17 protein-coding genes are annotated in these 16,440 nt (G+C 45.6%); 15 read left to right on the plus strand and 2 right to left on the minus strand.

From position 1 onward, the window contains the following. Nucleotides 1-40 precede the first annotated feature (40 nt). Entirely contained in the window at nt 41-1,594 is a 1,554-nt protein-coding gene (locus tag AC1DCV_RS29765; protein ID WP_477026574.1) for a hypothetical protein, read from the minus strand. A 153-nt stretch (nt 1,595-1,747) separates the two neighbouring features. On the opposite strand from AC1DCV_RS29765, the gene leuC reads away from it, so the two are divergent. The 6 genes from leuC to AC1DCV_RS29795 all read left to right on the plus strand — a co-directional run bounded on the left by leuC (nt 1,748) and on the right by AC1DCV_RS29795 (nt 7,817). Then, nucleotides 1,748-3,157, plus strand: coding sequence for a 3-isopropylmalate dehydratase large subunit (gene leuC / locus AC1DCV_RS29770; protein WP_477026575.1), 1,410 nt, complete (start codon nt 1,748-1,750; stop codon nt 3,155-3,157). A 106-nt stretch (nt 3,158-3,263) separates the two neighbouring features. Continuing rightward, the gene (locus tag AC1DCV_RS29775; protein WP_477026576.1) at nt 3,264-4,013 is read left to right on the plus strand and encodes a class I SAM-dependent methyltransferase; all 750 of its coding nucleotides are present in this window, start codon (nt 3,264-3,266) and stop codon (nt 4,011-4,013) included. 15 nt (nt 4,014-4,028) lie between these two features. Further along, the gene (gene leuD / locus AC1DCV_RS29780) at nt 4,029-4,628 is read left to right on the plus strand and encodes a 3-isopropylmalate dehydratase small subunit (protein ID WP_477026577.1); all 600 of its coding nucleotides are present in this window, start codon (nt 4,029-4,031) and stop codon (nt 4,626-4,628) included. A gap of 60 nt (nt 4,629-4,688) precedes the next feature. Then, nucleotides 4,689-5,768 carry a 3-isopropylmalate dehydrogenase gene (leuB, locus tag AC1DCV_RS29785; protein WP_441577322.1) on the plus strand — a complete coding sequence of 360 codons (1,080 nt, stop codon included), beginning with the start codon at nt 4,689-4,691 and terminating at the stop codon, nt 5,766-5,768. Nucleotides 5,769-5,795: 27 nt separating this feature from the next. Then, complete coding sequence (locus tag AC1DCV_RS29790; protein ID WP_477026578.1) at nt 5,796-7,301, plus strand: 2-isopropylmalate synthase; 1,506 nt, start codon at nt 5,796-5,798, stop codon at nt 7,299-7,301. Nucleotides 7,302-7,424: 123 nt separating this feature from the next. Further along, a complete protein-coding gene (locus tag AC1DCV_RS29795; protein ID WP_477026579.1) occupies nt 7,425-7,817 on the plus strand; it encodes a hypothetical protein in 393 nt (130 codons plus the stop codon). Between the two features lie 2 nt (nt 7,818-7,819). Here AC1DCV_RS29795 and AC1DCV_RS29800 read toward each other — a convergent pair whose 3' ends face one another. Further along, nucleotides 7,820-8,497: a M15 family metallopeptidase gene (locus AC1DCV_RS29800; protein WP_477026580.1), complete on the minus strand. Its 678-nt coding sequence runs from the start codon at nt 8,495-8,497 to the stop codon at nt 7,820-7,822. Nucleotides 8,498-8,640: 143 nt separating this feature from the next. Between AC1DCV_RS29800 and AC1DCV_RS29805 the strand changes: the two genes are divergently transcribed. The 9 genes from AC1DCV_RS29805 (at nt 8,641) to AC1DCV_RS29845 (ending at nt 16,409) form a co-directional block, all read left to right on the plus strand. Further along, nucleotides 8,641-9,426 (plus strand): SDR family NAD(P)-dependent oxidoreductase, encoded by a 786-nt coding sequence (locus tag AC1DCV_RS29805; RefSeq protein WP_477026581.1) that lies wholly within the window; start codon nt 8,641-8,643, stop codon nt 9,424-9,426. Between the two features lie 75 nt (nt 9,427-9,501). Next, complete coding sequence (locus tag AC1DCV_RS29810; RefSeq protein WP_477026582.1) at nt 9,502-10,248, plus strand: hypothetical protein; 747 nt, start codon at nt 9,502-9,504, stop codon at nt 10,246-10,248. 24 nt (nt 10,249-10,272) lie between these two features. Continuing rightward, a complete protein-coding gene (locus AC1DCV_RS29815) occupies nt 10,273-11,124 on the plus strand; it encodes a fumarylacetoacetate hydrolase family protein (protein WP_477026583.1) in 852 nt (283 codons plus the stop codon). A gap of 5 nt (nt 11,125-11,129) precedes the next feature. Beyond that, complete coding sequence (locus AC1DCV_RS29820) at nt 11,130-11,459, plus strand: L-rhamnose mutarotase (protein WP_477026584.1); 330 nt, start codon at nt 11,130-11,132, stop codon at nt 11,457-11,459. Nucleotides 11,460-11,590: 131 nt separating this feature from the next. Continuing rightward, nucleotides 11,591-12,418, plus strand: coding sequence for an amidohydrolase family protein (locus tag AC1DCV_RS29825; protein ID WP_477026585.1), 828 nt, complete (start codon nt 11,591-11,593; stop codon nt 12,416-12,418). A 20-nt stretch (nt 12,419-12,438) separates the two neighbouring features. Next, nucleotides 12,439-13,221 (plus strand): L-fucose dehydrogenase, encoded by a 783-nt coding sequence (locus tag AC1DCV_RS29830; protein WP_477026586.1) that lies wholly within the window; start codon nt 12,439-12,441, stop codon nt 13,219-13,221. A 59-nt stretch (nt 13,222-13,280) separates the two neighbouring features. Then, the gene (locus tag AC1DCV_RS29835) at nt 13,281-14,519 is read left to right on the plus strand and encodes a sugar MFS transporter (protein ID WP_477026587.1); all 1,239 of its coding nucleotides are present in this window, start codon (nt 13,281-13,283) and stop codon (nt 14,517-14,519) included. A 67-nt stretch (nt 14,520-14,586) separates the two neighbouring features. Then, nucleotides 14,587-15,363, plus strand: a complete 777-nt coding sequence (locus AC1DCV_RS29840; protein ID WP_477026588.1) for an MbnP family protein — start codon at nt 14,587-14,589, stop codon at nt 15,361-15,363. 20 nt (nt 15,364-15,383) lie between these two features. After that, a complete protein-coding gene (locus AC1DCV_RS29845) occupies nt 15,384-16,409 on the plus strand; it encodes a cytochrome-c peroxidase (RefSeq protein ID WP_477026589.1) in 1,026 nt (341 codons plus the stop codon). Nucleotides 16,410-16,440 lie beyond the last annotated feature (31 nt).

A 16,440-nucleotide genomic window follows, 5' to 3' on the forward strand; every position in this document is an offset into this window, starting at 1 on the left:
ATGTCCGCTAATATAGATTTTCCCCTCGAGAAAAAAGTATCTATATCCGTTTCTCTTTATTCACAAATTTGCGGTGAATTACTTCCTGTACCGGGATACTTTCAATTTTACTTTCCAGCCAGGAAATAATATCCAGGTAAAGAAAGGAACGGCGTTCGTAAGGGTCCTGCGAAATCTGTTCCAGCCTTTGTTTCAGGTCTACGAATGCATTGCGCAATGCTTTTGGATTGGCATAAATATACCGGCGTAAAAACTTCATGATTTCTTCCATTACCAGCCCAAGATCTTTATGTTTGGAAATGAAATGATACACGGATTTAATCAGGTATTCTACCAGGCTGTAATTTTCCAGTTCATAATGGGCAATCAGGTGCAGGATGCGGGCAAAGCATTGTATATCTGCCCGCAGGTTACCAATTTTCAGGTTAATGATTTTATTGAGATAGACAATGGCTTTACTGTTATCTCCGCTACCAAAGTACAAACAGGCTATCTTATAATAGAATACCAGCACCCGGTGCTGATCTATTTTCAGTGTATGATTACTGATCTCTGTTTCCAGTTCCGGTACCATCGCCAAACCCTGACTGAATGTGCCTTCCAGGAAGTATCGATTTATTTTGGCCGTATATAAATATACAAAAGCAGAGGTGCGTGTGTTTTCGTGAAAGTTGTCCTGGTTTGCCTGAATAAAATCTTCCAGGTCCTGCAGGGCTGACTTGAACTTTTCAGAATTGGATGTGTAGAAATGTGCGGTCAGCAGGTTATGCTGCGCTTTGATATACAGGTCCATGTCCGTTTGCTGCAGGGAAGGATATTTGCGGAACAGGTCCACCCATTTCTGGGTGTAACGGTAGTACATCACAAAGTCCTGCAAAATATAGTAATACCAGCTGGATGCCTGGTACATATATACTTTCTCGTAGAAGCTCATATGAGCGTGTTGTAATGCCGGCAGCTGACTTTCGAAAAATGACTTCACCATTTCACCATCGCGTTCATTACGGGCATGCCCCAGTTTCAGGTACAATCCATACATACGAAGGGAAAGGGTGGAAAGGCGGCTGATGTTGGTGAGCTGTTGCTCTATCTGTCTTGATTCTGCGCTGAGCACCTCCGCGCGGTTTTCCAGGCTGCGGGTGATATGGCGGGACTCAATCAGTTTTTCAAACTCCACGATTTCATACGTCAGCATCACCTCTTCCTGCTCCAGTGCCATTGTTTTGGCCTTGGCCAGTATTTTCAGACTCTGGTTGTACAACCCTTTGTTGTAAAGTACCCGCGCATGATCCAGTTGTTCCCGGAGGTCGATGAGTGGGTCTTTTTGTTTATATAACTGCCGCAAACTGGACAACAGGTGTTTGTAAAGATGTGCTTTTACGTTAGACAGCTGTTGTTTTTTGATATCTGTGATTTTCTTTAATATCTGTTCCTCATCGTACTCCTTCATTTTGTCCAGGGTGGTGAAAAGCTGGATGAATAGTACGTCTTCCTTGGTGTTGTTTTTATTGAACGCCAGCTGAAAATTGCGCTTTTCCGCTTTGGTTAGTGTTTTTATTAATATGAATAAGGCGTCACTTTGACTGTTGGGCATCGTTATTAAAATCTTGTAAATGACTGATAAACAATATATTAATGTATATCTAGGGCTGTTAAAGGTTGTAATTAAAGCAAATTTAACGATATGGCAATTAATTAATGACCGTTAGATTTGAAGGTATAAACAATTCTAAAAGGAAGCAAAAGGATGGGAAAAACGTTATTTGATAAAATCTGGGATGGCCACATCGTGGTGAGTAAGCCGGGGCATCCCGATGCCGTGTATATCAACACGCACTTTATTCACGAGGTAACCAGCCCCCAGGCATTTGACGGACTACGTAAACGTGGTATCCCCGTATTTCGTCCCGCTAAAACCAGGGCCACAGCGGATCACAACGTACCTACCCTGCACCAGGACCAGCCCATTAAAGAAACATTAAGCCGCCAGCAGGTGGAAATGCTGACTAAGAATACTTCGGAATTCGGCGTAGAACTGTATGGTCTGGGCCACCGGTTCCAGGGCATTGTGCACGTGATAGGGCCTGAGCTGGGCATCACCCTGCCAGGCATGACCATCGTATGTGGCGACAGCCATACCAGCACTCATGGCGCTTTTGGCGCTGTAGCTTTTGGTATCGGCACCTCAGAAGTAGAACAGGTACTGGCTACCCAGTGTATCCTGCAATACAAGCCTAAGCGGATGAAGATTGAAGTGAACGGCCAGCTGGGCAAAGGCGTACTCTCTAAAGACATTATTCTATACATTATCTCTAAAATATCCGCTTCCGGTGCTACCGGCTACTTTGTGGAATATGCAGGAGAAGCGATCCGGAGTCTCAGTATGGAAGCACGCATGACCATCTGCAACATGAGCATCGAAATGGGCGCACGTGGAGGATTGATTGCACCGGATGATACCACCTTCGATTATATCAAAGGCCGGGAATTTGCACCTAAAGGAGCCGACTGGGATCAGTCTCTCGCCTTCTGGAAAACGTTGTATTCCGATCAGGACGCCGAATTTGACAAGATACTCACCTTCGACGCCGCCGACATAGAACCGCAGATTACCTATGGCACGAACCCGGGTATGGGCATGGGCGTTACCCGCCACATTCCTTCCCTGGATCAACTGGAGGAGAAAGAAAGACCTTCTTTCAAAAAATCACTGGAATATATGGACCTGGAACCCGGCGCAGAACTGCTGGGTAAAAAAGTGGACTACGTTTTCATTGGCAGCTGTACCAACTCCCGTATTGAAGATTTACGCCTGGTAGCAGATTTCGTGAAAGGCAGACATAAAGCAGATGATGTAGTGGTATGGATTGTACCGGGATCTAAACAGGTAGAAGCACAGGCCATGGAAGAAGGGATTGATAAGATCTTCGCGGCAGCAGGTTTTCAGCTACGTGAACCAGGTTGCTCGGCCTGCCTGGCCATGAACGAAGACAAGGTGCCTGCCGGCATGTATTGCATCTCTACCTCTAACCGTAACTTCGAAGGTCGTCAGGGCCCCAATGCCCGCACCTTCCTGGCAAGCCCGCTTACCGCTGCAGCTGCTGCGATTACCGGTAAGGTAACAGATGTAAGAGAGCTATTAGCTGATAGCCATTAGCTTTTAGCTAACAAGCTTCCCCGGACAGTATCAAAGAAACATGACGTGCCTGTCACACACCAGTTGAAGAAACACTAACAGCTAACTGCTAAAAGCTAAAAGCTATATGGATCAATGGAACGCAGACTTATATAAAGAGAAACATGCCTTCGTGTTTGAATATGGTAACAGCCTGATTGACTGGCTGCAGCCGCAGGCCGGAGAAGCCATACTGGACCTGGGTTGTGGCACCGGCGAACTAACGGCCCAACTGGCGCAGAAAGGGGCAATCGTTACTGGCATAGATGCTTCTGCAGCGATGATAGAAAGCGCCAGCGCTCATTACCCGGAAGTAGCTTTTGCCGTGGCGGATGCTACCACGTTTGCCTTACCGCAACAGTTTGATGGCATCTTCTCGAATGCAACGCTGCACTGGGTACGTGAAAAAGAAAAGGCGATAGCAAGGATGTATACACATCTGAAAAAGGGCGGCAGATTGGTGATTGAAATGGGCGGTAAAGGCAATGTACAGCGTATTCTGACTGCACTGGAAAAAGCCATGCAACAACGGGGATATACCTACGAACCATTCTGGTATTTCCCTTCTCCCGCAGAATATATTACCCTGCTGGAAAAGGCAGGATTTAAAATAGACCGGGTACACTTCTTTGATCGCCCGTCCAAACTGGTAGACCCGGAAACGGGCATCAGCGACTGGCTGGAGATGTTTGGTGGTCACTTTTTTGCCGGCGTTCCGGAAAAGGATAAAGGTGCCATCCTGCAGCAGGTACAGCACGAGCTGGCCCCGAAGCTGATGAGAGACGGAGATCTGTATGCCGACTATGTCCGCTTACGTGTAGCTGCCACAAAAATTTAAACAGTAAAATTCATCATGAGTAAAATATTTCAACACCTCGTTTCACCTGCGGTACCTGTACCCATCGAAAATATAGATACAGATCAGATCATCCCGGCACGCTTCCTGAAAGCTACTACCAGGGATGGTTTTGGCGAAAACCTGTTTCGTGACTGGCGCTATAATGCCGACAATACACCTAAAGCTGACTTTGTACTGAACAATCCTCTCTACAGTGGTAAGATTCTGGTAGCAGGTAAAAACTTCGGTTGTGGCTCCTCCCGTGAACACGCTGCCTGGGCCATTGCAGATGCCGGTTTTAAGGTAGTAGTGAGTAGTTTTTTTGCAGACATCTTCAAAAATAACGCCCTCAATAACTTCATTCTGCCGGTACAGGTATCTGATGACTTCCTGGATAAAATTTTTAAAGCCATAGAAGCCAATCCCAACGCTGAACTGGAAGTAGACCTCGACAACCAGTTTATTAAAATCGTGGGCAGTGGCGAAAAAGAAAGCTTTGATATCAATCAGTATAAAAAAACATGCCTGCTGAACGGCTACGATGATATTGATTACCTGCTCAGTCTCCGTCAGGAAATTGAACAATACGAATCCACAAGACCATTTAATTTCTAACAATCTTTACCGGAGTATCCGCTAAGGACTAAAAGCTAAAAGCTAAATTCTAAAAGCTATATGGGCGTTGAGAAGAAAATACTAGTAATACCCGGCGATGGGATCGGACAGGAAGTGACAGCATGGGGCCAGAAAGTGCTGATGACCATTGCAAAAAACTATCATCACACTTTCACCTTCGAAGAAGGTATCATGGGACACGTAGCCATTGAAGCTACCGGAGATCCCCTACCGGAAGAGACATTGCAGAAAGCAAGAAATTCAGATGCGATCCTGTTTGGTGCTATCGGTCATGCTAAATATGACAACGATCCTACACTGAAAGTAAGACCAGAGCAGGGATTGCTGAAGATCAGGAAAGAACTGGGATTGTACGCCAATCTTCGCCCGATAAAATTATTTGATGAACTGCTGGAAGCATCCAGCATTAAGCCCGAAATATTACGTGGTGCAGATATCCTCTTCTTCCGGGAGTTGACCGGTGATGTATATTTTGGCGAAAAGATCAGAACCGCCGACCGCAATACGGCTTCCGATCTGATGATTTATCACCGCTATGAAGTAGAACGTATTGCCCGCAAAGCCTATGAAGCAGCACGTTCCCGCCGCAAAAAGCTGTGCTCTGTGGATAAAGCAAACGTACTGGAAGCCAGCCGTCTCTGGAGAGAAGTGGTACAGGAAATTGCGAAAGAATATCCGGACGTGGAAACAGAACATATGTTCATCGACAATGCCGCTATGCAACTGATCAAAGATCCTAAACGCTTTGATGTAGTCGTTACCGGTAACCTGTTCGGTGATATCCTTACAGACGAAGCTTCTCAGATAGCGGGTTCTATGGGTATGCTGGCTTCTGCCTCTGTGGGTGACAGTATCGGTTTCTACGAGCCTATTCACGGCTCTGCACATGATATTGCTGGTAAAGGCATCGCCAACCCGCTGGCCTCTATCTTATCTGCTGCCCTCATGCTGGATATTTCTTTTGGCCTGAAAACAGAATCACAAAGAGTGATTAAAGCAGTGGAAGCTACACTCAGACAGGGTTACAGGACCATGGATATCGCTAACAAACATATTGTGAACGATTTCGTGATGGGTACAGACGCTATGGGTGCCAAAGTATTAGAGAATCTGAATTAATCATTCAATAAAATTATTACACTTATCATGGATAAAAATCGTGTATACGTCTTTGATACCACCTTGCGTGATGGAGAACAGGTCCCCGGCTGTCAGCTGACTACCGTAGAAAAAATTGAAGTAGCAAAGAAACTCGAAGCATTAGGCGTAGATATTATAGAAGCAGGTTTCCCCATCTCCAGCCCCGGCGATTTTCAGAGCGTGGTGGAAATTTCCAAAGCTGTTACAGAACCGGTTATTTGTGCATTAACCCGTGCCAATACCAAAGATATAGATGCAGCCGCTGACGCATTACGTTTTGCAAAACGTGGTCGTATACATACCGGCATCGGGTCTTCCGATATGCACATCAAATATAAATTCAACAGTACCCGTGACGAGATACTGGAGCGTGCAGTAGCTGCTGTAAAGTATGCCCGCAAGTTTACGGATGATATAGAATTTTATGCAGAAGATGCAGGCCGCGCAGACAACGAATACCTGGCCCGTATGATCGAAGCCGTTATTGCTGCCGGTGCCACCACCGTCAACATTCCTGATACCAATGGCTATTGCCTGCCGGATCAGTATGGCGCTAAGATCAAATACCTGGTAGATCACGTATCCAATATCGATAAAGCGATTATCTCTGTGCATTGCCACAACGACCTAGGTCTGGCTACTGCCAACACCATTGCCGGTGTAATCAATGGCGCACGCCAGGTAGAGTGTACGATTAACGGTATCGGCGAACGTGCCGGTAACACCTCCCTGGAAGAAGTAGCGATGATCCTGAAAACGCATCATGCGCTGGGCTATCATACCCAGATCAATTCAAAAGGAATTTACGAAATCAGTAWCCTGGTAGAAACAATGATGCACATGCCGGTACAGCCTAACAAAGCTATTGTGGGCCGTAACGCATTTGCGCATAGCTCCGGTATTCACCAGGATGGGGTGCTGAAACACCGCGAAAACTACGAGATCCTGAATCCGGAAGACGTAGGGATCAATTCCAACTCTATTATCCTGACTGCCCGCAGCGGACGTCATGCGCTGAAACATCACCTTTCCCGCCTGGGCTATAACCTGGAACGCGTAAACGTGGACGAAGTGTACGAGCGTTTCCTGCTGATGGCCGATACCAAAAAGGAAATCAGTGATGCCGATCTGCTGGAACTGATGGGCGATGGAGATGCCAAAACATATGAAGAAAACGCCATTAAGGTAGTATTACTGCAGGTGGTTTGCGGTGATCCGCTGCGCCCCATGGCTACCGTGAAGCTGCGCATCAACGGCGAAGAAAGAGAAGCCAGTGCCGCAGGTAATGGTCCGGTAAATGCTACTATCAACGCTATCCACAATATCATCAAAGACGATATTGAACTGGATGAATTTAATATACAGTCTATGCGCGGAGGTAGTGATGATGTGAGCAAAGTGAATATGCGCGTAAAGCATAACGGACAATCCTATTATGGCTTCGGCATATCCACAGACATCGTGAACGCTTCTGTACACGCCTATGTGGATGCATTGAATAAGATATACTAGAAAAAAGATCGCAGGGGGGAATAGGAAGATAGTGTTGCTCATGCGGGTAACACTAAATTCATATTCCCCTCAGTAACTTTTACCCCTACAGCCCGTTCTACTTGATAATAATACTTTCGGCTGATGAGAACGGTGCTTATACTCTTCCTGGTGTTGCTGATCTTCCCTGCCTGTAAAAAAGGAGGAGACAGTTGTTCACAATATCAATTAACTAATATCAAGAGTGTGCGGTATATGGGTACTTCTGCATCCGGTGTACGGGGGCAGGATGGGGCTTTCTTTGATGTGGCCTGCACGTTGGGCAGCAGTTGCTATTCTATTAATAAGATGGTGGAGTCAAAGACGGGCAACGTTGTTACCATAAAAGCGGAATCGGTTTTCAATGCCTGTACTACCTGCCCGGCGATGACGGTGACGCTATCCAAAACTTATGTATTTATTCCCCCCGATGCAGGTACCTACTACCTTAAATGGGAGGGTGTTCCGAACCGGACAGATACCGTTGTTATCCGGTAGTTTTAGAAGAAGATATCCATCAGCGGATATTTTTTATAATCAGGAAGATAATAATGCCACCACTCTGTGGTACTTCCTTTAAAGCCAAATTGTTTCATCGTATCCCGCAGTAATTTGCGGTTAGCTGCTACCACCGGATCTGCCGGGTTATAGTTCTGATGTGCTTTTGAGGTAAAGTCATCGAAGTCCGTAGGCATAGCCACGGGCTTATTTGTTTTCAGGTTTACCATACTCAGGTCTACCGCCACGCCGCGGTTATGTCCCGATCCTTTCCTGGGGTCGGCAGCATAGAGGTCGTTGGGAACGATCTTAAACATGGCTTCTGTGACGTGATAAGGCCGGTAGGCATCATAGATCAGCAGGCCATATCCTTTCTTACGCAGTACTTCCTGTACGGCTTTCAGCGCTTTGGCGGCGGGTAACCGCATATAKATGTCTGTTTTGGTATATAGCTTTTGTTTGGTGAAATTGTTGGTGGTAGCATACCGGACGTCTTTTTGAATGCCTGGTATATAATGTTCCAGGTTCACCAGCTGCTGATTACTGTCGGCTTTTATCAGCTGATCATATTGCTGCCGGGTGCTGAGCACAGCTAATCCGTATTTATTAACCGGTATTTTTTGTGCACTGGTCTGGCTTAAAAAGGCACATAGGAGCGTGAGTATCCCGAATATTCTCATGGACTTAAAATTCCGGAAAAAGGCCCAAATTCTTGCGTAATTATTGAATTTTGCAAAAATTAGGCAAGAAAGTATGAAATACAGTGAAAATACAATTGCAATCACCTTATATTAATAGGTATTTTAGAACCCTTAAAATTTTTATGATGGAACTGTTCAGATTAGATAATAAAGTGGCAGTTATCACAGGTGGTGGTAGCGGTATAGGACAGGCAATAGCGAAGACATTTGGATCTCAGGGTGCACAGGTGCACATTATAGAGCTGAATGAGGAAGGTGGTAAAGCTACGGCGGAAGAAATCAGGGCAGCAGGTGGCGAGGCAACTGTGCATGCCTGCAATGTAGCCGACCAGGCCGCAGTGATAGGTGTGATGGATAGTATTGTGAAAACAGCCGGCAAACTGGATATCCTCGTAAACTGTGCAGGTATTGCCCATGTGGGTAACCTGGAAAATACAGGCGAACAGGACTTCGACAGGGTATACCAGGTAAATGTAAAAGGTACTTATAACTGTATGTATGCAGTTATTAAACAAATGAAAGCACAGGGTGGCGGTGTGATCCTCAACGTAGCATCTATCGCTTCCAGTGTGGGCATACCGGACAGACTGGCTTATTCCATGAGTAAAGGCGCGGTGCTGACGATGACCTTGTCAGTAGCGAAAGATTACCTGGGCGCTAATATCCGTTGCAACTGTGTATCCCCGGCAAGGGTGCATACACCATTTGTAGATGGTTTTATCGCTAAAAACTATCCGGGTAAAGAAGCAGAAATGTTTGAAAAACTGAGCAAAACTCAACCTATTGGCCGTATGGCGAAGCCAGTGGAAGTGGGTCATCTGGCTTTATTCCTGTGTTCCGATGAGGCCGGATTTATTACCGGTACCGACTATCCGATTGATGGTGGATTTATCAGGCTCAATAATTAATGTAATGACCGTTTCAAAGTGCGGACGATTACCCGTATCTTTCAAGTTATTCATTCATTAATTTTTACTTACATCATGCAACATTTTCGAGTAGGGCTGGCAACAGCAATAGCCGTATTATCTGCTTGTAATTCAGGGAATCAAAATGCTAACGGTAACGCAACAACGGATGCAGCCGTTCATCCAGCCACACCAGCAGGAACAATAGCAGTAACGATTAAAGACCGTGAAAAAGATACAGCGCAGGTAACCATTAAGTTTAAAATAAATGGTCAGGAAAAGGAAAAGACCTTTGAACAGAGCCTGTTAAGTAACGCCGCGGATGCAGACCTTTACAAGGTATTATGGGATGCACCCAACAGTTGCTATATAGGGGTGATGAAAGCGAACCATCAGCCACGTTATTATCACGCATCCGTGAGTGAAAAAAACGATCTGAAAATATTATGGTTTGCTTCTCCTGATAAGCGCATCTGGAGCTATATGGAAGATTCCATGGGGCTTGGTAAAGTAACCGCAGGTGGTGAAATGCTGCAGAAGTACAGCAAGAACTTCCAGTCAGGAAAAATCCTGGCAGATTTTATTGCAGAAATTAAACGCGATGCATCACCAGACAGCGTAGAGTTGTATGTAGAATATGGCGGGTTCAGAAAAAGCATGTATATGCCTGTTCCCAAAGGATCTAAAGCAGTGATCCAGCCAACAGGAGAGGTGGATCATGTATACTTCTCTTTTGTAGCAGATGGTAAAGCAGAACCCGTGATCGATCTGCATGTGGAAAACGGAAGATTGCAGGTAAAAACATTGAAAGAAATAAAGTAAGACTAACAATAAAAAAATATTGAAATGAAACTGATCAGGTTTGGTTTACCGGGAGAAGAAAAACCGGGTGTTGTAACAGATGCAGGTATGTTTGACGTAAGTGCATTTGGTGAAGATTTCGGAGAAAAATTCTTCGCCACTGATGGACTGGCCCGCCTGTCCAAATGGTTTTCCGCACATGCCGGCGAATGCCCGCAGGTGCCTGCCGGTACCCGTTTGGGATCGCCTCTTCAGCGCCCATCCAAAATTATCTGTATTGGTCTTAACTACGCTGATCATGCCCGGGAAACCAATGCGGCTATTCCGGCAGAACCCATCGTATTTTTTAAAAGCACTTCCGCACTGGTAGGTCCGAATGATGACCTGGTGATTCCACGCAACAGTCAGAAGACTGACTGGGAAGTAGAACTGGTAGTAGTTATCGGCAAAAAAGCCAGCTATGTAGAAGAAAAAGATGCGTTGGATTATGTAGCTGGTTACTGTTTGCATAACGACTATAGCGAAAGAGCTTTCCAGATCGAAAGAGGTGGTCAGTGGGTGAAGGGCAAAAGCTGCGATACGTTTGCTCCCCTGGGTCCATGGCTGGCTACCAAAGATGAAATAGCTGATGTAAACAATCTTCGTTTATGGCTGACCGTTAACGGCCAGAAGATGCAGGATGGTAACACGTCTAACTTCATTTTCAATGTTCCGTTTGTAGTATCTTATCTGAGCCAGTTTATGACCCTGCTCCCGGGAGATATCATTTCTACCGGTACACCAGCCGGTGTGGGCCTGGGTATGAATCCACAGGTATTCCTCAAAGCGGGTGATGTAATTGAACTGGGTATCGATGGCCTGGGTACTTCCAAACAAACAGCCGTAGCATATAAATAGTAATTATGAAAAGATATTGTCTGGCACTGGACCTGGTAGATGACCCGCAGRTGATCAGCGAATATGAAGCGTATCACCGCAACGTATCTGCTGAAATTAAGAAGAGTATCACAGACAGTGGTATTACCGTAATGGATATTTACCGTTCCGGTAACCGCCTGTTTATGATCATGGAAGTAGACGATACCTTCTCTTTTGAACGTAAAGATGCCATGGATGCCGCTAATCCTGCCGTACAGGTATGGGAGCAGCTGATGTGGAAATACCAGCAGGCATTGCCGGTAGCGAAAGAAGGAGAGAAGTGGATTATTATGGATCAAATCTTTGCATTATAGGATATGAATTACGAATTAGGAATTACGAATTACGGATCTGTGCGGAGATAGCAAAAGTGAAGGTCGCTTATATCTACCCACAGATCCGTAATTCGTAATTCTTAATTCATAATTCTCAATTCAATCTTTACATGGTTATTGACGCACACCAACATTTCTGGCAATATGAGCCTGTCCGCGACGCCTGGATAGATGATTCCATGCAGGTGATCCGCCGGGATTTTTTACCGGAACATCTGGCGCCGGTGCTGGAAGACAATGGTGTTCATGGTTGTATTGCCGTACAGGCAGATCAATCAGCAGATGAAACCGCCTTTTTATTGTCGCTCGCAGAAAAGCATGATATCATTAAAGGAGTGGTAGGCTGGATAGACCTCCGCGCCGATAATATCAATGAACAACTGTTACAGTATGCAGCACATCCGAAGCTGAAAGGCTTCCGCCATATTGTACAGGGAGAAAAAGATAACCGGTTTATTCTGGGGGAACATTTTTGCCGTGGTATCAAAGCGTTATCGCAGCATCAGTTTACCTATGATATTCTCGTATATCCGAAACAGTTACCTGCAGTAGAAGAATTTGTATTGCAGTTTCCGGAGCAGGCGCTGATCATAGATCATCTCGCCAAGCCGGATATAAAAGCCGGTGAACTGGCAACATGGGCTGCACATATGCGCCGCATTGCACAGTCGCCGCATGTATATTGCAAGCTGAGTGGCCTCGTAACAGAAGCTGACTGGCAGCAGTGGGAGCCGGCACATTTCAGGCCATTCCTGGAAGTGGCGCTTGAAGCTTTTGGTGCAAACAGATTGCTGTATGGTTCTGACTGGCCCGTATGCCTGCTGGCAGCGGAATACCACGAGGTAAAAGGAATCGTTACAGATTTTATCAGCACCTTATCAACAACAGAACAAAACCAGATAATGGGAGGAAACGCGCGCTCATTTTATCATCTATAAAAAATAATATCATACATACTATGGATTTAGGATTACAGGAGAAAGTGATTATTGTTACCGGTGGCGCCAAAGGAATTGGAGAAGCAATATCCAAACTGATCACGGCAGAAGGCGGCATTGCTGTCATTGCCGGCAGAAGCACAGCGGATAATGAAAAAACAGTGAACGAAATTATCGCCGCCGGCGGTAAAGCACTCGCTATTACTGCAGAACTGGGGAAAGTGGAAGACTGTAAAAAAGTGATCGCTGAAACTGTAGCCACGTATGGTAAAATTGATGGCCTGGTGAACAATGCCGGTGCCAATGATGGCGTAGGTCTGGAAAGCGGTAGCCCGGAAAAGTTCATGCAGTCACTGCAGAATAACTTATCCCACTACTACAACCTGGCTCACTTTGCATTGCCTTACCTGAAAGCTACCAAAGGAAACATTGTAAACATCGGATCTAAAGTAGCCAGCACCGGACAGGGTAACACCAGCGGTTATGCAGCTTCCAAAGGAGCGATCAATGCATTGACCCGCGAATGGGCGGTAGAAATGCTGCCATACTCCATACGAATCAATACCGTGATTCCTGCTGAAGTGTGGACGCCACTGTATGAAACATGGATCAACTCTTTACCAAATCCACAGGAGAAACTGGCTTCCATTACCGCCAAAATTCCATTCGAAAAAAGAATGACTACCTCTGCAGAAATAGCCAACACCACTGTATTTCTGCTATCACCACGTTCATCACATACAACCGGACAAATAGTATACGTAGATGGCGGTTACACGCATCTCGACAGATCCATCAGCTAAGGATAAAGAGCCAACACACGTTATCAATATACATTCACAGAAACATTAAATTCTTCGTTATGGCCGGAGGCGCAGTAAGTAATTCCACCTATACCAGCAGTAAAGATACCGGCGTTAAACCGGGTAGCTACCTGTTCCCGTTTATTTTAGTAACCAGCCTGTTCTTTTTATGGGGCCTGGCCTATGGTCTGCTGGATGTGCTGAATAAGCACTTCCAGGAAGTATTGAACATTACGACCAAGCGTTCCACATTATTACAGGGGGCCTATTTTGGCGCTTACTTCCTCATGGCATTGCCGGCAGGTATGTTCATGAACAAATTCGGTTACAAGAAGGGAATTATCCTGGGTTTGTTGCTGTATGCTATTGGTGCCTTTCTCTTTTATCCGGCTGCCAGTGCGCTTAATTTCGATTTCTTTTTGCTGGCATTATTTATACTGGCCTGTGGGTTAGCTTGTCTGGAAACGGCTGCCAATCCTTATGTAACCGTATTGGGTGCTAAAGAAACTTCTGAGCAACGTTTAAATTTATCACAGTGCTTTAATGGCCTGGGTTCTTTTCTGGGACCTATCATTGGCGGTAAATTATTTTTCGGTAGTGGCAAAGGAGATCTGACTACCGTGCAGCTGACCTATATCGTGATTGGTATCGTTGTTTTGCTGATTGCTGCTTTCTTCTATAAAACACCTCTACCGGAAATTAAAGAAGCCGAGCAGGAAGGAAAAGAGGTAATGGAAGATACCCGTCCGCTTTTTGCTCACCGGCATTTTGTGCTGGGCGTGGTAGCGCAGTTCTTTTATGTGGCAGCACAGGTAGGTGTGGGCGCATTATTTATTAACTATGTAACTGCTTACTGGCATGGCATTACCACTGAAAAAGCATCTTACCTGTTAGCAGTAGGTATGGCGTTATTCATGGGCGGCCGCTTTGTGGGTACAGCGTTGATGCGTAAAATTGCCCCTAATCACTTATTGGCACTATATGCATTTATTAATGTGGTATTATGTGCTTTTGTAATGACTGGTAGCGGTGCGGCGTCTGTATATGCGTTAATCGCTGTTTTCTTCTTTATGTCTATTATGTTCCCCACCATTTTTGCGTTGGGGGTAAAAGATCTGGGAAAACATACCAAACGTGGCGCTTCCTTCCAGGTAATGTCTATTGTTGGTGGTGCTTCCGTACCTTACATAATGGGTATTGTAACAGAATGGCAGTCACTGGCCGTCTCTTACGGCATTCCCACTTTCTGCTTTGCCATCGTATTCCTGTACGGCTGGAAAGGCTATAAGAGGATCTAATCAATTGATTTCTTTTTAATACATAATCCGCAAAAACATGTAACTTCCTTACACAAAAGAGGACACCATGGTTTTGCGGATTTTTATTGCCTATGCTTGCTGGTTCCTGCTGGTAAACAGCCTGTTTGCGCAGAMATCTCCTGATACCCGCCGGGCATCTTCTTCCATGCAATTATCCATCAAACATATGATGGGCCAGCAACCCCTGGTAAGAAATCAGGTAACCTATATCAATGCTGCCGGTGAACCTTTTACGATCAGCCGTTTCCGTTATTTCCTCAGTAATTTTTCATTGGAGTCTGTCAGTGGTGATACGGTGGTTTTACCGCCTGCTTATTTCCTGGTAGATGATGCCATAGATACTGCTAAAACAATACGGTTAGACAACGTTCCTGCGGGGCAATATAAACGCATCCGGTTCCTGATTGGGGTAGACAGCATCCGTAACGTGAGCGGTGTACAATCAGGCGCATTGTCGGTAGAAACCGGCATGTTCTGGACCTGGAACAGTGGCTATATCATGGCGCAGATAGAAGGACATTCAACGGCCATTGCTTCACCTACCAGGGAATTTTTGTTTCATGCCGGCGGCTATAAATCCAAAGACCAGGTACTGAAATATGTATCACTTCCATTTCCACAGGCAGTTACTATCACAGCCGGCAATCGGCCCTGCATTCACCTGAGCGCCGATGTGGAAAAATGGTTTTTACCCGATACTGTAAGCTTTAAAAACATAGCCGTGATCATGGCACCGGGTGTGAAAGCAAGACAGGTAGCTGGTAATTATCAGCACATGTTCCAGGTAACCGGTATTACAAAAGTCAACACTATTAACGATTGAGGCGTAAAGCAATATATATCGTGGGGGCTTTCTGCCTTTTGCTGATACTGGTGCAGGCTGGTACCAGGAAGAATAGTGCCGCTGGTCCGGAGCCTTACCTGCTGCAATTGCCACCCAACTTTCCCAGGCCGGTATATGATTTTTCCCGTAACCCGCTCACCAAGCCAGGCGTGGCGCTGGGGCGGTTTATGTTTTATGATTTCCGCCTTTCAAAAGATAGTACCGTTTCCTGCGGGTTCTGTCATCAGCAGTTTGCTGCCTTTGGTCATTTTGATCATGCGCTGGCACATGGTGTAGGAGGGCAACAGGGAAACCGTTCCGTTCCGGTACTGTTTAACATGATCTGGCAGAAAGCATTTATGTGGGATGGTGGCGTAAATCACCTGGAAATACAGCCACTCACGCCACTGACAGACCATAACGAAATGGCGGTGGATCTGAAGGAGCTGTTAAAAAAAATGCAGGCCGATACCGCCTACCGCAGCAAGTTTAAAGCGGCGTTTGGCTCTGAAGAAATTACCACAGAACGCATGTTCAAGGCTTTTACACAGTTTGTTGCCACTATGGTTTCTGCCGGTTCCAGGTATGATAGTGTGATGTTGAAACTACCGGGTGCTGTTTTCTCGGAAGAAGAAAAGGCAGGATATACCATTTTCCAGGAAAAATGCGCGGGCTGTCATAAAGAACCGTTGTTTACGGATTTAACCTACCGGAGTAACGGGTTGCCTTACCTGCCGGCATTGAATGATGTGGGTAGAATGAAAATCACCGGTAATACAGATGATAATCTTCGTTTTAAGGTGCCTTCCCTGCGCAATATACTCAAAAGTGCCCCTTATATGCACGATGGGCGTTTCTTCGATATTTACCAGGTATTTGACTTCTATGATCATGGTGTAAAGACTACCACCACTACCGACCCGCTTGTGAAGAATGGTATACCGCTGTCGGACAAGGAAAAAAGGCAGTTGTATTTCTTTCTGAATACGCTCACCGATTATGCATTTATCAGTAATCAGGGGTTAAGTGAAATACTGATTAACTAGCAAGCGGGGTATCTTGTTTGCAGACACGCCC

The organism is Chitinophaga sp. 10T418 (assembly GCF_056394125.1).

What these genes read in the sequence shown, in the direction of transcription:
- AC1DCV_RS29765 (WP_477026574.1), bottom strand. Translation starts at nt 1,594, where the DNA reads ATGCCCAACAGTCAAAGTGACGCCTTATTCATATTAATAAAAACACTA.
- leuC (WP_477026575.1), top strand. Translation starts at nt 1,748, where the DNA reads ATGGGAAAAACGTTATTTGATAAAATCTGGGATGGCCACATCGTGGTG.
- AC1DCV_RS29775 (WP_477026576.1), top strand. Translation starts at nt 3,264, where the DNA reads ATGGATCAATGGAACGCAGACTTATATAAAGAGAAACATGCCTTCGTG.
- leuD (WP_477026577.1), top strand. Translation starts at nt 4,029, where the DNA reads ATGAGTAAAATATTTCAACACCTCGTTTCACCTGCGGTACCTGTACCC.
- leuB (WP_441577322.1), top strand. Translation starts at nt 4,689, where the DNA reads ATGGGCGTTGAGAAGAAAATACTAGTAATACCCGGCGATGGGATCGGA.
- AC1DCV_RS29795 (WP_477026579.1), top strand. Translation starts at nt 7,425, where the DNA reads ATGAGAACGGTGCTTATACTCTTCCTGGTGTTGCTGATCTTCCCTGCC.
- AC1DCV_RS29805 (WP_477026581.1), top strand. Translation starts at nt 8,641, where the DNA reads ATGATGGAACTGTTCAGATTAGATAATAAAGTGGCAGTTATCACAGGT.
- AC1DCV_RS29810 (WP_477026582.1), top strand. Translation starts at nt 9,502, where the DNA reads ATGCAACATTTTCGAGTAGGGCTGGCAACAGCAATAGCCGTATTATCT.
- AC1DCV_RS29815 (WP_477026583.1), top strand. Translation starts at nt 10,273, where the DNA reads ATGAAACTGATCAGGTTTGGTTTACCGGGAGAAGAAAAACCGGGTGTT.
- AC1DCV_RS29825 (WP_477026585.1), top strand. Translation starts at nt 11,591, where the DNA reads ATGGTTATTGACGCACACCAACATTTCTGGCAATATGAGCCTGTCCGC.
- AC1DCV_RS29830 (WP_477026586.1), top strand. Translation starts at nt 12,439, where the DNA reads ATGGATTTAGGATTACAGGAGAAAGTGATTATTGTTACCGGTGGCGCC.
- AC1DCV_RS29835 (WP_477026587.1), top strand. Translation starts at nt 13,281, where the DNA reads ATGGCCGGAGGCGCAGTAAGTAATTCCACCTATACCAGCAGTAAAGAT.